At 59.5% G+C, this 15,849-nt stretch carries 17 protein-coding genes; 13 read left to right on the forward strand and 4 right to left on the reverse strand.

All coding sequences use genetic code 11. From position 1 onward, the window contains the following. The first annotated feature begins 351 nt into the window (after positions 1-351). The 8 genes from ACOQFS_RS09720 (at position 352) to ACOQFS_RS09755 (ending at position 8,700) form a co-directional block, all read left to right on the forward strand. On the forward strand, positions 352-618 hold the full coding sequence (locus ACOQFS_RS09720; RefSeq protein WP_421562691.1) for a hypothetical protein: 267 nt from the start codon (positions 352-354) through the stop codon (positions 616-618). Positions 619-664: 46 nt separating this feature from the next. Then, the gene (locus tag ACOQFS_RS09725; protein WP_060984905.1) at positions 665-1,195 is read left to right on the forward strand and encodes a DUF4148 domain-containing protein; all 531 of its coding nucleotides are present in this window, start codon (positions 665-667) and stop codon (positions 1,193-1,195) included. Between the two features lie 64 nt (positions 1,196-1,259). After that, positions 1,260-1,625, forward strand: coding sequence for a cation efflux protein, CzcI family (czcI, locus tag ACOQFS_RS09730; RefSeq protein ID WP_082753217.1), 366 nt, complete (start codon positions 1,260-1,262; stop codon positions 1,623-1,625). A 155-nt stretch (positions 1,626-1,780) separates the two neighbouring features. Beyond that, entirely contained in the window at positions 1,781-3,136 is a 1,356-nt protein-coding gene (locus tag ACOQFS_RS09735; protein ID WP_060984904.1) for a TolC family protein, read from the forward strand. Positions 3,137-3,144: 8 nt separating this feature from the next. Next, a complete protein-coding gene (locus tag ACOQFS_RS09740; RefSeq protein ID WP_421562692.1) occupies positions 3,145-4,749 on the forward strand; it encodes an efflux RND transporter periplasmic adaptor subunit in 1,605 nt (534 codons plus the stop codon). Positions 4,750-4,765: 16 nt separating this feature from the next. Further along, positions 4,766-7,948 carry a CusA/CzcA family heavy metal efflux RND transporter gene (locus ACOQFS_RS09745; protein ID WP_421562693.1) on the forward strand — a complete coding sequence of 1,061 codons (3,183 nt, stop codon included), beginning with the start codon at positions 4,766-4,768 and terminating at the stop codon, positions 7,946-7,948. Between the two features lie 63 nt (positions 7,949-8,011). After that, entirely contained in the window at positions 8,012-8,386 is a 375-nt protein-coding gene (locus tag ACOQFS_RS09750; RefSeq protein WP_060986075.1) for a hypothetical protein, read from the forward strand. A 143-nt stretch (positions 8,387-8,529) separates the two neighbouring features. Beyond that, positions 8,530-8,700: a hypothetical protein gene (locus ACOQFS_RS09755; protein ID WP_421562694.1), complete on the forward strand. Its 171-nt coding sequence runs from the start codon at positions 8,530-8,532 to the stop codon at positions 8,698-8,700. Between the two features lie 34 nt (positions 8,701-8,734). Here ACOQFS_RS09755 and ACOQFS_RS09760 read toward each other — a convergent pair whose 3' ends face one another. Beyond that, on the reverse strand, positions 8,735-10,336 hold the full coding sequence (locus tag ACOQFS_RS09760; protein ID WP_060985559.1) for a phosphoethanolamine transferase: 1,602 nt from the start codon (positions 10,334-10,336) through the stop codon (positions 8,735-8,737). Between the two features lie 238 nt (positions 10,337-10,574). Beyond that, on the reverse strand, positions 10,575-10,907 hold the full coding sequence (locus ACOQFS_RS09765) for a DUF4148 domain-containing protein (protein ID WP_082753284.1): 333 nt from the start codon (positions 10,905-10,907) through the stop codon (positions 10,575-10,577). 141 nt (positions 10,908-11,048) lie between these two features. Here ACOQFS_RS09765 and ACOQFS_RS09770 point away from each other — a divergent pair, with 141 nt between their 5' ends. Both ACOQFS_RS09770 and ACOQFS_RS09775 read left to right on the forward strand, forming a co-directional pair. Further along, positions 11,049-11,735 (forward strand): heavy metal response regulator transcription factor, encoded by a 687-nt coding sequence (locus tag ACOQFS_RS09770; RefSeq protein ID WP_060985558.1) that lies wholly within the window; start codon positions 11,049-11,051, stop codon positions 11,733-11,735. Next, complete coding sequence (locus ACOQFS_RS09775; RefSeq protein WP_060985557.1) at positions 11,732-13,069, forward strand: heavy metal sensor histidine kinase; 1,338 nt, start codon at positions 11,732-11,734, stop codon at positions 13,067-13,069. Before ACOQFS_RS09770 ends, ACOQFS_RS09775 begins: the two co-directional genes overlap by 4 nt. A 76-nt stretch (positions 13,070-13,145) precedes the next feature. Here the strand turns inward: ACOQFS_RS09775 and ACOQFS_RS09780 are convergent, their stop codons facing one another. Both ACOQFS_RS09780 and ACOQFS_RS09785 read right to left on the reverse strand, forming a co-directional pair. Next, on the reverse strand, positions 13,146-13,484 hold the full coding sequence (locus ACOQFS_RS09780; protein WP_082753282.1) for a DUF4148 domain-containing protein: 339 nt from the start codon (positions 13,482-13,484) through the stop codon (positions 13,146-13,148). 556 nt (positions 13,485-14,040) lie between these two features. Then, a complete protein-coding gene (locus tag ACOQFS_RS09785) occupies positions 14,041-14,328 on the reverse strand; it encodes a zinc ribbon domain-containing protein (protein WP_172727649.1) in 288 nt (95 codons plus the stop codon). 220 nt (positions 14,329-14,548) lie between these two features. Between ACOQFS_RS09785 and ACOQFS_RS09790 the strand changes: the two genes are divergently transcribed. The 3 genes from ACOQFS_RS09790 to ACOQFS_RS09800 all read left to right on the forward strand — a co-directional run. Continuing rightward, positions 14,549-14,935, forward strand: a complete 387-nt coding sequence (locus ACOQFS_RS09790) for a hypothetical protein (RefSeq protein WP_060985555.1) — start codon at positions 14,549-14,551, stop codon at positions 14,933-14,935. A gap of 191 nt (positions 14,936-15,126) precedes the next feature. Beyond that, on the forward strand, positions 15,127-15,549 hold the full coding sequence (locus tag ACOQFS_RS09795; RefSeq protein WP_056642948.1) for a disulfide bond formation protein B: 423 nt from the start codon (positions 15,127-15,129) through the stop codon (positions 15,547-15,549). Next, positions 15,539-15,849: thioredoxin domain-containing protein (locus ACOQFS_RS09800; protein ID WP_421562695.1), on the forward strand; the 311-nt coding region annotated here is incomplete at its 3' end. The genes ACOQFS_RS09795 and ACOQFS_RS09800, both read left to right, overlap by 11 nt.

Consider the following 15,849-nt stretch of genomic DNA (forward strand, 5'->3'; position numbering starts at 1 on the left):
GACTTTCAGGATACGGAAAAATGCGGCTACAGCCGCTGAACAGGTTCGGACGCTGGGGAGTATTTCAGCAGCCTGCTAGGCCAGCCGCTCGCGAATCGGCACACATTGCACCGTTCTTTCCAAAGCTGTCAAAAACGTAATCTCGCGGTCACTGCCTCGATGGGGCGCAATTTTTAGACTTCTCTCCGTGGTGCAGAAAAAGCATCACCCGGTTACCAAGAGGTAGCCGGTGCAACAGGAGATCCTCATGAAGTTCGCAACGCACTCATCATCGTTGGCCTGGCCACCGTCGCTACGACTTCGTTCGCCGCGTCGGCCTATCACGCCAGCCCAGTGCAGGAGCAGGGAGCTGTGTTTACTCCCGACCACCTGGGTAACACCGTGAGCCGGGACTCCGTTCGCAACACCGTGCTTGTAGCCCAGCAAGACGGCTCGCTCGAATGGATCAGCCGTGGCTATCCCGCCACCTACCCGCTCGTCAAAGCGCCGACCCTCACCAAGAGCCGGGACCAGGTGCTGCAGGAGCTCGAATACGCCAAGCGCAACCCGATCACAGCAGATGGCATGCGCGACATGGGCGGCGAAGCTGGGTGGGTCAACGCCCAACAGCTGCCGTAATCCGCCCTTCACTTTTTCAATCAACATTTACTCAAAGGACCACACCATGAAATTCAAGACCGCACTCCTTCTCGCCGCTCTGGGCGCCGCACCTCTGCTCGCCTCTGCGCAATCGGCTCCACTCACCCGTGAACAGGTTCGCGCTGAACTATTCCAAGCCATTCGCAGCGGCGACATCATGGGTAGCGGTGAGTCGAGCATGACGCTGCGCCAAATGAACCCTCGCGCCTATCCTGCGCAAGCAGCAACCGGGCCCAAGAAGACGCGTGAGCAAGTGCAGCAGGAACTGGGCCAAGCGATCAAGTCTGGAGAGATGATGGCCGCTGGCGAATCTGGTGCCAAGTTGAATGAGATCGCGCCAGGGAACTATCCTTCGCAGGCGGTGGCGGCTGTTTCGCCAAAGTCGCGCGACGAAGTCAAACATGAACTGGCCGAGGCAATTTTTCACGGCGAGATCATCGCCAACGGTGAAGATGGGCGCATGCTCAAGGACGTTTTCCCAGGCATGTACCGTGGCAGCCACGCTGCGGACGTAGCGGCGGAACGCGGCTACACGGGCAGCGCCCGAGGCCTGTGAAGCTGCGGCCTTGTTCTTCGAGACCCAGTGCTCAGAATTCAAATTGCCATGCTAGACTGAAAAAATGAGTCGCTGGATCGTCGCTTTGATGCTGGTACTGCTACCGCTCCAGTTCAGCTGGGCTGCGGTAGCTTCGTACTGTCAGCATGAACGCTCGACATCCACGACCTCTGTGCAGCACGTGGGTCATCACGAGCATCAGCACAAGGCAGATGGGGCAGCAGGTAAGTCCGTCGTTGCCGAGAAAAATCTCGACAAATTCGACCCCGACTGCAGCTCGTGCCATGGCCTCGGTCTGGGCGCACTCTATTTGCCAGATTCAAAGCTGCCTCTGTTTCGCGGCAATGAAATGAACGCTCCTGCGCTATCAGCGCTTGCAGGCGTCAGCCCAATACCTCCCGACCGCCCTCAGTGGTCGCTCCTCGCCTAATCGGCGGGGCTTCCTTACCCATCCTTTCCAAGGTCCGCCATCGTCTGGCGGGCTTCGCCGCGCGTGCTGCTGCGAGAACGGATGCTGGTTGCTAGGCACCACACGGCTGCCATCCCCGTCGATTTCTTCGTGTTTCAAGGTCACTGGAGAATCGGATGTTCAAGGGATTTCACTTTCAAAAAGGTTCGGGCGCTTCGCTCGACCGGGCTCGGCTCGCGGCCACTTCAGGTGCGGCCGCCATATTGTTTGCGACCTCCACGGTTGCAGTAGCTCAGGGCATGACCCAGAGCATTCAGGGGAGCGTAGCGCCAGTCCACAGTGCGGCTGCAGGCTCCGAAGCTTCGCTGTCACTGGCTCGCGCCATCGAGATCGCATTGGAGGGCAATGCGGACGTGGCCGCAGCAACCCGTCAAGTAGAAGCCACCGAGGGGCAGATCATCCAAGGCCGCGCGCGGCCCAATCCTGAGCTGGCGTATTCGCTGGAAGACACGCGCTCGGCAACACGAACTCAGAGCTGGCAGCTCAATCTGCCCATCGAGCTCGGGGGGAAACGCGCAGCGCGCACCAAAGCTGCAGAGAAAGCGCGAGAGCAAGCCCAAGCTCAACTCGCCGAGGTCAAGTCCACCGTCCGTGCCAACGTTGTGGCAGCGTACTTCGATGTCCTCACAGCGCAAGAGCGGCTGTCGCTAGCCAAGGACAGCGCCAGCTTGGCGAAGTCATCTACGGATACCGTATCTAAGCGCGTAGCGGCGGGTAAAGTTTCGCCGGTCGAGGAGACCAAGGCGAGGGTGGCAGAAGCGGGAATTCGTCTGGAGTTGACACAGGCCTCAAGCGAGGAGCGTAACGCGTTGACGCGGCTGTACGCTTTGCTGGGAAGGACCAGCCCGATCACGTTGTCTTTGGAAGGCGAGGCCGAGGCATTGCCGGCTTTGCCAGGACTGGCCGACCTGCAGTCACTGGTGGTGTCTGCTCCGGCCGTGGTGCTTGCCAAGGTTGAAGTCGACCGCCGCAAAGCCTTGACCGAAGTGGAGCAGAGCAAGCGCGTTCCCGATGTGACTGTCAGCGCTGGCGTACAGCGCAGCAATGAAACCCAGCGCAACATGCTGCTCCTTGGGATCTCAGTCCCACTCCAAGTGTTCGATCGCAACCAAGGCAACCTCCTTGAGGCCCTGAAGTTGGAAGACAAGGCGCGGGACGAACTCCAGGCCACCACAGTTCGTCTGCACAGTGAGGTCACGCAGGCTCACGACCGTCTGGCCACGATTACTACGGAGGTTCAGGCGTTGCGCGCCGACGTGCTTCCCGGTTCCAAGTCGGCATACGACGCAGCCACCATCGGCTTCGAGAACGGCAAGTTCAACTTTCTCGAAGTCTTGGATGCGCAACGCACCTACTTCACCGCCAAGTCGCAATACCTGAAAGCCTTGGCCGAATCCCATCGCGCAGCAGCCGAGATTGACCGGCTGCTGGGTGGCAGCACGCCCCTCACCTCGACCACCAAGCAAAACTGAGATCGACCATGAACAACATCAAACCAAGCATCAGCAAGAAGCACCTGATCGCCATCGCAGTCGTAATTGCGCTGGGAGTAGGAGCCGGCGTTTTCGTCATGCAAAGCGGCAAGCCTAAGGCCGCAGCTGCAGCCGAGGGAGACGGCCACGGACACGGAACGCATACGGAGGCCAAGGGCCACGGTGACGGCGAGCACCACGGAAAAGCAGACGGCAAAGGCCATGATGATGACAAGGGCCACGCTGATGGTGAGCACCACGAAAAGAGTGCATCTAAGGGCGCCAACGGCGGCAGTCTTTTCAAAGAAGGCGACTTCAGTTTGGAAGCGCTGCTCTCTGAAGATGGAGGTGAGCCACGGCTGCGCATCTGGATGTTCGACAAAGACAAAGCGCTGCCTCAGAGCGCTGCCACCGTTGCGGCAACGGTCGCGCGCCCAACAGGGGACAAGCAGACGCTGACATTCGTTCAGGACAAGGATGGCTGGGTGAGCCGCGAGACGGTAGCTGAACCCCACGCCTTCGATGTTGAGATCATCGCGCAAAAGGGCAATGAGCCCTTCATGTTCGTGATGAGCAAGGAAGAGGGAAAGGTCGAGTTGACCGACGCCCAGATCAAGGCGGCAGCCATTGGAGTTGATACGGCGTCCGCAGCGAACATCAAGTCCGCGCTGCTGCTTCCAGGAGAGATCCGCCTGAACGAAGACCGTACCTCCCACGTCGTGCCGCGCTTGGCCGGTGTGGTGGAGAGCGTCAGCGCAAGCCTAGGGCAGGTGGTGAAGAAGGGGCAGGTTCTCGCCGCGATCGCCAGTCCGACAGCATCGGAGCAACGCAGCGAACTGCAGACGGCTCAGAAACGCATGGCTCTGGCCAAGACGACCTTCGAGCGCGAGAAGAAGCTGTGGGAGCAGAAGGTTTCGGCGGAGCAGGATTACCTGCAGGCCAAGCAGGCACTCAACGAGGCCGAAGTGGCCGTCGCCAACGCCAACCAGAAGCTGGGCGCACTGGGCCTGTCGTCCTCGTCCGCGTCGGGCTTGAACCGGCTCGAACTGCGTGCGCCCTTTGATGGAATCGTCATCGAGAAGCATCTGAGCCTTGGTGAAGCCGTCAAGGAAGACGCTGCGGTGTTCACCATTTCGGACCTGAGCCAGGTGTGGGCTGAGATCAACGTACCAGCCAAGGATCTGCCACTGGTGCGAGTCGGCGAAAAAGTCACCATCAAGGCCACGGCCTTTGACGCTTCAGCGACGGGCACCGTTGCTTTCGTAGGTGCACTGATCGGGGAGCAGACCCGCACGGCCAAGGCTCGCGTAGTTTTGGACAACCCCAAAGGCGCTTGGCGTCCTGGCCTGTTCGTGAACATCGAGGTAGTGGCCGAAGAAGCTTTGGCCCCTGTGACGATCGCAGCAGATGCAGTGCAGACCTTGGCAGACAAGCCCGTCGTTTTCCTCAAGGTCAATGGAGGATTCATCGCGCAACCAGTGCAGCTGGGGCGCAGTGATGGCAAGCGGATAGAAGTGCTTCAAGGAATCAAGCAAGGCACGCCATACGCAGCCTCCGGCAGCTTCGTCGTGAAGTCCGAACTGGGCAAGGCCTCGGCCGAGCACACGCACTGACCACGGAGCCGCACACATGTTTGAAAAACTGATCCGATTTTCGATCGAGCAGCGATGGCTGGTGCTGCTCGCAGCTCTCGCAATGGGCGCACTGGGCGTCTTCAACTACCAAAAGCTGCCGATTGATGCCGTTCCGGACATCACCAACGTGCAGGTGCAGATCAACACGCAAGCCGCCGGCTACTCGCCGCTGGAAACAGAGCAGCGCGTGACCTATCCCATCGAGACGGTCATGGCCGGCCTGCCCAATCTGGAGCAGACCCGGTCGTTGTCCCGCTATGGCCTTTCCCAGGTCACGGTGATCTTCAAGGACGGCACGGACATCTACTTCGCGCGCCAACTGGTGAATGAACGCATCCAGGAGGCCCGGGATAAGTTGCCGGCAGGCATTACCCCTGCGCTGGGACCTATCTCGACCGGCCTGGGCGAAATCTACCTGTGGACGGTTGAAACCAAGGATGGAGCCAAGAAGCCAGACGGCAACCCCTACACCCCGACAGACCTGCGTGAAATCCAGGACTGGATCATCAAGCCGCAGCTGCGCAATGTTCCAGGCGTCACCGAAATCAACTCCATCGGCGGATTTGCGAAGGAATACCAGATTGCGCCAGTCCCCGAACGCCTGGCATCCCTCGGCGTGACGCTGCAAGACATCGTCACTGCTCTGGACCGCAACAACGGCAACGTTGGCGCGGGCTACATCGAGAAGCGCGGCGAACAGTACCTGGTTCGCGCCCCTGGCCAGGTCAAGTCGATGGAAGACATCGGCAATGTGATCTTGAGCAGTGCCAACGGTGTCCCCGTGCGTGTGCGGGATGTCGCCGACGTATCGATCGGCCGAGAACTGCGCACTGGCGCCGCCACGGACAACGGACGTGAAGTCGTGCTCGGTACCGTCTTCATGCTCATCGGCGAGAACAGCCGTACCGTGTCGCAAGCCGTGGACAAGAAGATGGTGGAGATCAACCGCAACTTGCCAGAAGGCGTGCACGCGGTCACCGTCTATGACCGCACTGTCCTGGTGGACAAGGCCATCAGCACGGTGAAGAAGAACCTTATGGAAGGCGCGATCCTGGTGATCGTGATCCTCTTCCTGTTCCTGGGCAATATCCGGGCTGCGGTGATCACGGCAACGGTGATTCCGCTGTCGATGCTTTTCACGTTCACTGGCATGGTGAACTACAAGGTCAGTGCCAACCTGATGAGCCTTGGAGCGTTGGACTTCGGCATCATCATTGACGGCGCGGTTGTGATCGTGGAGAACTGCGTTCGCCGCCTGGCGCACGCCCAAGCCCACCATGGTCGACCACTGACACGGGCCGAGCGCTTCCATGAAGTGTTTCTGGCATCGAAAGAGTCTCGCCGCGCCCTTCTGTTTGGTCAGCTCATCATCATGGTGGTGTACCTGCCGATCTTCGCCCTCACTGGCGTCGAAGGAAAGATGTTCCACCCGATGGCGTTTACCGTGGTCGCAGCACTTGTCGGCGCAATGATCCTGTCGGTGACTTTCATCCCCGCCGCAGTCGCACTGTTCATAGGCAACCGGGTCAGCGAGAAGGAAAACTTCCTGCTCGGCCATGCGAAGCGAATCTATGCGCCCCTCCTGGATCGCGTAATGTCCGCCAAGGCAGTGGTGCTCTCCATTGCCGCAGTGGCCGTGGTGCTCTGCGGATTGATCGCGACCCGAATGGGCAGCGAGTTCGTTCCCCAACTCAATGAGGGTGACCTTGCCATCCAGGCGCTGCGAATCCCCGGTACCAGCCTCTCGCAATCTATCGCCATGCAGCGCCAGATCGAAGGGACGCTGAAAGAGAAGTTCCCTGAAATCGACCGGGTATTTGCCAGAACCGGCACTGCAGAAATTGCCTCGGACCCCATGCCGCCGAACATCTCGGACGGGTACATCATGCTCAAGCCCATGGACCAATGGCCCGAGCCGCGAAAGACCCGCGACGAACTGCTTACCGCTATCCAGGAAGTGGTCGGCAAGATTCCCGGCAACAACTACGAGTTCTCGCAGCCGATCCAGTTGCGCTTCAACGAACTCATCTCCGGCGTGCGCAGCGACGTCGCAGTCAAGATCTTCGGGGACGACATGGACGTCCTGAACAAGTCGGCAGAAGAGATCTCTTCGATGCTGCAGAAGATCCAAGGGGCATCGGAGGTGAAGGTCGAGCAGACTACCGGGCTGCCGATGCTCACGGTGAATATCGACCGCCAGAAGGCGGCTCGCTATGGCCTGAACGTGGCCGACATCCAGGACACCGTGGCCACAGCCATCGGTGGACGTGAAGCCGGAACGATGTTCGAGGGTGATCGGCGATTTGACATCCTGGTGCGCCTGCCCGAAGTGATCCGCAACGACATGGAAGGAATGAAGCGACTGCCCATCCCGCTGCCTCGCTCAGCGGGCACTGCGGAAGCGCGGACCAATTTCATCCCGCTTGCCGAAGTCGCTTCGTTCGAGCTCGCCCCTGGCCCCAACCAGGTCAGCCGCGAGAACGGCAAGCGTCGCATCGTGGTCAGCGCCAACGTGCGTGGCCGCGACGTGGGCTCCTTCGTTGCCGAAGCCGAGCAAGGCCTGGCGCAGATCAAGATCCCGACGGGCTACTGGACAAGCTGGGGCGGCACATTCGAGAACCTTCAGTCCGCCTCCAAGCGCCTGCAGATCGTCGTACCCGTCTCGCTGTTGCTGGTCTTCGTGCTGCTGTTCGCAATGTTCGGAAATGCCAAGGACGGGCTGCTGGTCTTCACCGGAATTCCATTTGCGCTGACAGGGGGCATCTTGGCTCTGTGGCTGCGCGACATACCAATGTCGATATCTGCAGCAGTTGGCTTCATCGCTCTTTCAGGCGTTGCTGTTCTCAACGGACTTGTCATGATTTCATACATCCGGACGTTGAGAGAGGAAGGCGTACCGCTGGACGATGCAATCCGCGAAGGCGCGCTGACGCGTCTGCGTCCCGTGCTCATGACCGCGCTCGTCGCGTCCCTTGGCTTCATCCCGATGGCCATCGCTACGGGGACCGGCGCCGAGGTGCAACGCCCACTGGCCACCGTTGTGATCGGCGGCATTCTGTCCTCGACGCTGCTGACGCTCCTGGTCCTGCCCATCCTCTATCGCCTCGCTCACAAGCCTGACGAGCAGGCTGAGGACGTGACTGCAGAACCCGTACACCCAGTTCCCTCCGCCCAGTAATGGGCCTTCGGGCCCCGCAGCTTGCGGGGCCCATTTTTTATTCCGTTCAGCAAAGGAAATTCAATGAAAGCAACCAAGATCCTTCTCGCGTTCGCCGTTCTCATCTCTGGCGCGGCAATCGCTGCGGACAACCACGACACCAAGCCGCTGCATGGGGGAGTCGTAGCCCAGGCAAAGGATGTTGACTACGAGCTTGTTTCCGGTGCCGACAAGCTGCAGCTGTACGTCCGTGACCACGGAAAGCCGGCAGACGTTGCTGGAATGGCTGCCAAGGTCACGCTGTTGACCGGCACTGAGAAGCAGGATGTTCAACTGCTGCCGGTCGATGGAAAGCTGGAAGCGTCGGGCAGCTTCAAGGTAGCAGCGGGCACGAAGGCCGTTGCTGCGGTCACCAAAGGCGGCAAGTCCGTCGCCTCCGTTCGCTTTTCTCTCAAGTAGACCATGGTGCGACGAGGCGCTTGCATGTCATCGCATCGCTGCAGGCGTCTCGTTCAATGCAGACAACAGCAATTTGGAAAGAGGCTTAGCCCATGGGTCACGGACTAGCGGCTAAGCTGATTTGGATATGGATCAGCCTGATCGTGACTGTGCTGACCTTCTGGCGGGTGCGTCACATTTGGCTGAAGCGCCACCCGGAGCGCAACAAGAACCTCAAATACAGCCAGCGCCTTGCCAAGCGCATGCGAGACCGACGGCTGGCGCAATTGCGTTCCCAGCGACGAATGGGCTCGGATCGACGTGCTCGCCATTGACGCCTGATGCCCAGGTGCGGCGCACGTTGATCCCTCAACCAATGCGCCTGCAGGCCGCCGAGATGTCCAGCTCCTGCTCATAGGCCTGGGTCGAGACGTCCAGCAGTCCGAGCACCGAGTGGAACAGGTTGTCATGCGACAAGGCGTCCGACGACTTCTCTTTCAAGCAATCGCTGTTGATCATGCGACTTTTCATGAAGCCTTCCGACAGCCACCAGACCATGGGCACCTTGGTCTGTTCTTCAGGTGCGATCGCCCTGGGCAATCCGTGAAGAAACAGTCCTTTCTCGCCCAGCGACTCACCGTGGTCGGACACATAGAGCATCGCTGTATCGAAGCGGCTCTCCTGGTGCTTGAGAAAGGCCACGGCCTGGCTCAGGACATGGTCGGTGTAGAGAATCGCATTGTCATAGGCATTCACGATGCTCTGGCGATCGCACTTGCGCAGCTCGCCCGTGTCACAGGTGGGTTCAAAGCGCCTGAAAGATGGGGGGTAGCGCTTGAAATAGGCAGGCCCATGGTTGCCGAGCATGTGCAGGACCACTACCGTTGTAGTGTCAGAAGCGTCGACGACTGACTCCAGCCCTTGGAGAAGCACCTCGTCAAGGCACCTACCTTCAGAGCACATTCCTGCGGCAGCAGACGGCTCAACAGGGATCTCATTGAGCCCATCGCAGACGCCCTTGCATCCTGACTGGTTGTCCTTCCAATGCACCGAAACTCCGGCCCGTGAAAGAACGTGTAGTAGAGATTCAGATGAGCGAATTCGAGCTTCATCATAGTCTCGCCTTCCAATCGCAGAGAACATGCATGGGAGTGATGTCTCTGTGTCTGTACCGCAGGCCGTGACGTTGTCAAAGTTGACTGCGTTAAGCGCCTGGAGGTTCGGGGACGTCTGCCGCTCATAGCCGTTAAGTCCCCAATTGCCAGCACGAACCGTCTCTCCCACGACGATGAAGACCAGCTTTGGCTTCTGGGGCGACATTGGGGCTGCCAGGCGAGCATCCATGCCTACGGGCCGCCTGACCTTTGGCTTCTCGACATCGGCCGACAGGACGCGAGCTGTCGAGTAGATCACGTTGGCGGGAGTGATGAGGTACCGCAGCTCCTTCTGGTTTCTCATCAACGCCGAGAAGTCCTGGAAGATGAGCAGCACAGTCGCCACTACTGCCGCCGCGCATGCGGCGACAAAGACCAGGCGTCGCAGCGTCGCTCGCCAAAAAGAATTCTTGGTGAGGCGAATACGCCATATCGCCCACAAGGGCACGGCAGAGTAAAGCGATACATGGGCAATCAAGCTCCAGGTGATCAACTCACTGGCTTCCGCAGTGTCTGTCCGCAACACATTGCGCAGCATGCTTGGATCGTAATAGACGCCGTAGCGTTGCATGTAGAAGGTCGCAAAGGCTGCAACCAGCACAGATGCTGTGAGCAGCGGACGCACACTCCACCTGGCGACGGCAGCGCTGAAGATCAGCCCATGCAGCGCTACCAACGCAACCACAAGTGCACCCGCAAACACCCATGTGTCTAATGCCGACCAACTGCGACCCGCGGTGCTCGCCCGTAGGAACGCACTGTTGTAGACCAGAGCAACATACACACTGACCCACAGCACCAACCCTTCTGATGCCATTGAAGGGCGCCGCCGGAACCACTGCCCCCAACGAGCGGGCAAACGCCCAGGCTCCACGAAGCCGCGTTGTCTGAAACTCATCTGACATCGAGAGCATTGATCAGTACGGTGAATCAACCCACAATGGGTCCGCATGTACTGAAGATGAAATTGGCAATCACGGCAGGTCTGCCGCGATGCGATGGAACTAGCTCGGGGCAATCAGGCGGTCATCACCCTTCATGCTGCGTGTGTCCGCTCAGCGGCCTCCACGTTCCCGCAGCCGCATCCTTTCTTCGGGAGTCATACTGAGAAACTCTGCGCGAACTTCTTCTCTGGTTTTCGCCGGCTCTGTTGCCTTGGGCGGCACCACTCCGCCGCGCGACAAAATAGCGAGCGAGCCATCCTTTCGGGCAGCATCTACCGTTCTCTGGACATCGCCACGAAGCACGTCATTTGAGACATGGCTCGGATTGGTCGTGGCGCCAAGTTCGCCGCCTACCTCGTGATACAGCGACGACGCGGTAGCTACGATGGGGACCAAGAAGATCGCTGCGGTTAGCGAGAGAATTTGAGCTGCCTGCTTTTTCATGGTGTTCACCAGTTGTCTAGGGCCCTAGCCAATTGCGTGGACCTTGAAGCGAACTCTAGAAACCCGAAGGGGACAGATAGCGGACACTCAGATTACGAATTTGTAATCGGGCATTGGGACGATCTCCAGGAGAATCACCGAATGAAAATCTTGGTCATTGAAGATGAGGTCAAGCTCGCCGAATACCTGAAGAAAGGGCTTGGCGAAGCTGGGCGCAACGTCGACATCGTTCACAACGGTGTCGATGGACTGCACATGGCTCTGGAGGGCGGGTACGATCTTCTGATCCTCGACGGCATGCTGCCTGGCATTGACGGGTTCACGCTTTTGACGGCGTTTCGCAAGACAAAGCAGACCCCGGTCCTGATGCTTACCGCACGGATCAGCGTTGAGGATCGGGTGCGCGGCTTGCAAACGGGTGCTGACGACTACTTGGTCAAACCCTTTGCCTTCTCAGAGCTATCCGCCCGCGTGCAGGTGCTGCTTCGCCGGGCGCACGGCGCCAAGGATGCCGGTGAGCCGACCGTGCTGGGCATCGCGGACCTTGAACTCGATCTGATACGCCGCAAGGCTACGCGTGGAGGTCAGAGGCTTGAACTCACGGCAAAGGAGTTCTTGCTGCTCGCATTGTTCATGCGACGAAAGGGCGAAGTTCTTTCTCGCACCGAGATTGCAGAACAGGTCTGGGACATGAACTTCGACAGCGACACCAATGTGGTGGAGGTGGCGATACGACGTTTGCGCACGAAGATGGACTTGCCCTTTGACAAGACCTTGCTGCACACGGTGCGAGGCATGGGCTATGTAATGGAAGAGCGAGAGTCATGAACGCATTGCCACGCGCGCACTCTCTGCGCGCGCGCCTGTCGCTTTGGCTTGCCGTGCAGAGCTTTGTGGGCCTGGGCGTGGTCTGCCTTGTCGTCTACTTGGTCACGGCGCACAACCTCAGCGAGCGCCAGGTCGAAACGCTCGCTCAGAAGGAAGCCATCGTCAGGCACCTGTTGAGCAACATCGGCGAGCACGCCAAGGAAAGCTCGCAGGAGCATCCGTTGAGCGATTTCCTGATTGGGCACGAAGATTTTCGCTTGATCGTGCGCACCCAGGATGGTGACCTGGTCTTCCCGAAAGCCGCCCCGAATCCTGACAGCGCGCGGCGGGTATCCCGGGTGTTCGCAGTGCAGCCCACAGATGACAGGAGCCAGACCTTCAACGTCAACCTATCAATGGACATCTCTTCCGACGCCCAGCATCTGAATCGGCTGGCCATCACACTGGCCATCGCTGCTGTGGTGGGCACTTTCGTCATTTCGCTCGGAGGCATGTCCATCGTGAGCTACGGTCTGGCCCCCGTAAGACGGCTTGCGCACCAGCTGAATTATCTGTCTGCTGACAACTTGCGCCCGCGCTTGGATGGTGCAGGTCAGCCCGCAGAACTCGTTCCTCTGGTCGAGCAGTTCAACGGCCTGCTCGGCCGACTGGACCTTGCATATACCCAGCTCGAAGGATTCAACGCAGACGTGTCACATGAGCTTCGCACTCCTTTGGCAACCCTCGTCGCCAGCAATGAGCTTGCGTTGCGTCACCCTGGGAACTTCGACATGGAGGAAGTGCTGTCCTCCAACCTTGAGGAGCTCCACCGCCTCGCAGGCATCATCAACGACATGCTTTTTCTGTCGAAGGCGGACAGAGGCGCGACTGCCAGGCGTTCCTTTGTTCCCAGTCTTGCAGCAGTTGTCGAGCGGGTTGCTGAGTACCACGAGGCAGCCTTGGCGGATGCCGATCTGCGCCTGAAGGTGTCAGGAGACGGTACAGGCCATTTTGATGAACCGCTGCTCCGGCGTGCCGTTTCCAACCTGATCGGCAACGCCACCCAGTACGCCAAACCTGGTACGGAGGTTGAGGTGAGCATAGGCGTGGTGTCAGACACAGAGGTGAGCCTGGTCGTCGCGAACCAGGGCGAAACGGTCTCACCTGAGATCCTGGGGCGTATCTTCGATCGGTTCTTTCGCGCTTCTGCTTCCCGCGAGCACGGGCAGAAGAACCATGGGCTAGGTTTGGCCATCACCTCGGCAATTGCCCGCATGCACGGAGGCCGTACGACCGCAGCCAGTGTCAATGGCAAGACCGAGATCGGCCTTGTACTGGTCAAGACGGTGGCATAGGTTCAGGGACACTGCTCAACGTTGCCAGTCAAACCCCGACAACGAGGATTTGACGGGCGCTAAAGGCAGTCTTGGATCAGGGTGCGGGAACGGCCGGGACCGGTGCACCAACGCGGCGTGCAGCCCAGCTGGGGTGCTTCTGAGAGCGTTCCAGGTCTGCCAGCACTTCTTCGCGGGTTACGGCCTTGCCTTTCACTGGAACGGGTGCACCGAAGCGATGGTATTGCCACGTGCCGTCCTTCTTGGACTGGTCCATCTCGGCGAGGACCTGTTCGCGCGACTTGCCAGGCTCAGCATGTTCTGGATGGGTGGTGTAACCCAGCTCGGTCGGCGCAGAATGGATGACGCTACTCGCCATCGCGGGCGCTGCAAGGGCTACGAAAGAAAGAGCGGTGAGGACGGTACGGACTGCCATGAGATATCTCCTTGGTTGGAATCGACGTGCCCTGTAGACCGCGCCAACCGTTGGACGCTCTACATTGCACGTGTGACAGTCTGCTGACCGTATGCCGACAAGTTGCGCACCGAGAGATTACAAGTTCGTCATGTTTTCGCAGCACCCAGGAGCCAAGCAGGCACGTTGATGCGCATTGAACTCAAGCCAGAGGGCCTGACGAAGGTGCCGAAGTTGCTGCACTGCTCCTACCCGCGGCGAGCCATGCACGACCAAGACCAGTGATCCGGCGAACCGTCGCCGTGCCCGAGCCTTCTACGTCTGGTAGGTCTGCTTCAACCATCCCTGCTGCGGAGAGCAGACGGAGCAGGTCGATGTCCCCAGTCTCCGTTACCTGCCTTGGCAACGTGCCAGTCTCGATCTCTCGAAGAAACTCCAATGGCATGCTGCTTCCCTTGCATCGTGTATATGTCTCGCGGCCTGTCCGCCGTCCCGGCTTGGATGCCGCCACCCATGGCACTGTTGGCCCGCCCTAGGTCCGATTCAAGTGCTCGGCATGCCGGCACGTAGATTTCGGTCACCCTCTGGCCTGACCGCAGGATCCGCAAAATCGTGCGGAAGGTGCAAGTACCGTAGAGCACTTGGTGCACTGCGTTGCGACCATGCTGGTGCCACATTGTTGGCAGAACCTTGCTCCTGGCTGGTTCGCGCAACCGCAGCTCGCGCACGCGATGAGGTTCGTTGGTTGCTGAGTGTTGGATCCATTGCCATAGCCGCGATTGTGGTCGCTGTCTCGGTAATGGCCACCATGGTGGCCACGGCCGCCGCCGTGATGTCCGCTGAAAAGCTTGTTGAAGAAACCCATCACATCCTCCTGTGCATGTCGTGATGGGGCTATTTGAAAGCTTGTAGTGGCTTCAAGGTCAACGAATTTCGACTGACAAGGGCCTACCTTACAGAGATGTAATCTGCGCGAAAAATCAGCGTTATCCGGGCATCTTCGCGGGGCCAATTCTTCCCATGTTTTGCATGGGGCACAGCCATTCGCAGTGGAGGTTCTCAGGCGGGGCCACTACAATTTTCAAATGCGTTCCAAACTGCTCGCTCTGCTCATCGCACTGTTGCCTTTGCAACTGTGCTGGGCTGCAGTGGCTCCTTACGCGCACAAAGATGCACGCGGTGCCGCGCATATTGCCGGCGTGCATGGTCTTGAGATCTTGCAATCGCAGGAGAACCCTTTTGACGTGGGTCCGGTGTACGAGATCGCTCTCGATTCTTCGCAGCAAACGGATGCCTCCGGGGCCGACCTGGACTGTGGCGTCTGTCATTCGCACAACCCGGCCGCACCACAGCCCAGCCTCATTGCCTCTATCGCGGCGGCCCATGAATTTTTTGGTGCAATCGCGTTTGCACTGAAACCTCCTCCCGCGCCTCTCCGCCCTGAACGCCCGCAGTGGCGCGCCCTGGCCTGACCAGGGCATCGGTTCCTCACTGAAACCGCTGCCAACTCGCGAGCCAGCCCGCCGTGCTGTAGCTGGCCTGTCCGTTCGTTTCAGGGAGTTCCCATGGTCTTTGCCGACGTTTCGTGCGGCCTACTGATCTCATGGGCGCGTAGCACCACACGGGTGCGCGCTTTCAAATCTCGCACGCAGGGCTGGTGCCCATGAGCAGGCCTTGGCTACCACTCCTGTGCGCCTGGCTGGTCTCGATCGTGGCCACCGGCAGTGCCGTGTTCATCGGCGAAGTCATGGGCATGACACCGTGCGTGCTGTGCTGGTACCAGCGCATCGCCATGTTCCCCATCGCTCTGGTCCTTGGCATGTCACTGTACGCAGAAGACCGCCGAGGAGCTGTCTACGCGTTGCCGATGGCACTCACTGGCTTGGTGATCGCTGGCTATCACAGCCTCCTGGTGGCAGGGCTGGTTCCTCAGGCGTGGATCCCATGCTCCGCAGGAGTGTCTTGCGCCAACCAGAAGCTCAGCATCTTTTGGGGTCTGGAGCTGCCTTGGCTCTCGTTCGCATCCTTCGCTGCCATAGCAGCGCTCCTCTTCGTCTACCTGCGCGGAACCCGTCATGATCTCTAGAAAAGCAATCGTCGCCCTTGTGCTGATCGTTTCAGCAGGTGCCTTCGCTGTTGGTGCATACGTATACCAGCGCAACGCACAGGCGGATCAGCAAGCAATCGCCATCAGCCAGTCCGAGCACCTTGTGCGGATGCACTCACCGGTCCTGGGTCCTCGCGAAGCGCCGGTCACCATCGTGGAGTTCTTTGATCCCGCGTGCGAGACGTGCCGCGCCTTCCATCCCATCGTCAAAGACCTGATGCGGGGTCCCCTCGTTTTCAGTGCAATAACTGGCGGTACGCAAACCCAGCACTGGCGCGG

It is taken from the genome of Paracidovorax sp. MALMAid1276 (assembly GCF_049198005.1).
In the GTDB taxonomy this organism is placed as follows: domain Bacteria; phylum Pseudomonadota; class Gammaproteobacteria; order Burkholderiales; family Burkholderiaceae_C; genus Acidovorax.

What these genes read in the sequence shown, in the direction of transcription:
- ACOQFS_RS09775 (WP_060985557.1), top strand. Translation starts at nt 11,732, where the DNA reads ATGAACGCATTGCCACGCGCGCACTCTCTGCGCGCGCGCCTGTCGCTT.
- ACOQFS_RS09780 (WP_082753282.1), bottom strand. Translation starts at nt 13,484, where the DNA reads ATGGCAGTCCGTACCGTCCTCACCGCTCTTTCTTTCGTAGCCCTTGCA.
- ACOQFS_RS09735 (WP_060984904.1), top strand. Translation starts at nt 1,781, where the DNA reads ATGTTCAAGGGATTTCACTTTCAAAAAGGTTCGGGCGCTTCGCTCGAC.
- ACOQFS_RS09785 (WP_172727649.1), bottom strand. Translation starts at nt 14,328, where the DNA reads ATGGGTTTCTTCAACAAGCTTTTCAGCGGACATCACGGCGGCGGCCGT.
- ACOQFS_RS09740 (WP_421562692.1), top strand. Translation starts at nt 3,145, where the DNA reads ATGAACAACATCAAACCAAGCATCAGCAAGAAGCACCTGATCGCCATC.
- ACOQFS_RS09765 (WP_082753284.1), bottom strand. Translation starts at nt 10,907, where the DNA reads ATGAAAAAGCAGGCAGCTCAAATTCTCTCGCTAACCGCAGCGATCTTC.
- ACOQFS_RS09745 (WP_421562693.1), top strand. Translation starts at nt 4,766, where the DNA reads ATGTTTGAAAAACTGATCCGATTTTCGATCGAGCAGCGATGGCTGGTG.
- ACOQFS_RS09760 (WP_060985559.1), bottom strand. Translation starts at nt 10,336, where the DNA reads ATGGCATCAGAAGGGTTGGTGCTGTGGGTCAGTGTGTATGTTGCTCTG.
- czcI (WP_082753217.1), top strand. Translation starts at nt 1,260, where the DNA reads ATGAGTCGCTGGATCGTCGCTTTGATGCTGGTACTGCTACCGCTCCAG.
- ACOQFS_RS09750 (WP_060986075.1), top strand. Translation starts at nt 8,012, where the DNA reads ATGAAAGCAACCAAGATCCTTCTCGCGTTCGCCGTTCTCATCTCTGGC.
- ACOQFS_RS09725 (WP_060984905.1), top strand. Translation starts at nt 665, where the DNA reads ATGAAATTCAAGACCGCACTCCTTCTCGCCGCTCTGGGCGCCGCACCT.
- ACOQFS_RS09790 (WP_060985555.1), top strand. Translation starts at nt 14,549, where the DNA reads ATGCGTTCCAAACTGCTCGCTCTGCTCATCGCACTGTTGCCTTTGCAA.
- ACOQFS_RS09770 (WP_060985558.1), top strand. Translation starts at nt 11,049, where the DNA reads ATGAAAATCTTGGTCATTGAAGATGAGGTCAAGCTCGCCGAATACCTG.
- ACOQFS_RS09795 (WP_056642948.1), top strand. Translation starts at nt 15,127, where the DNA reads ATGAGCAGGCCTTGGCTACCACTCCTGTGCGCCTGGCTGGTCTCGATC.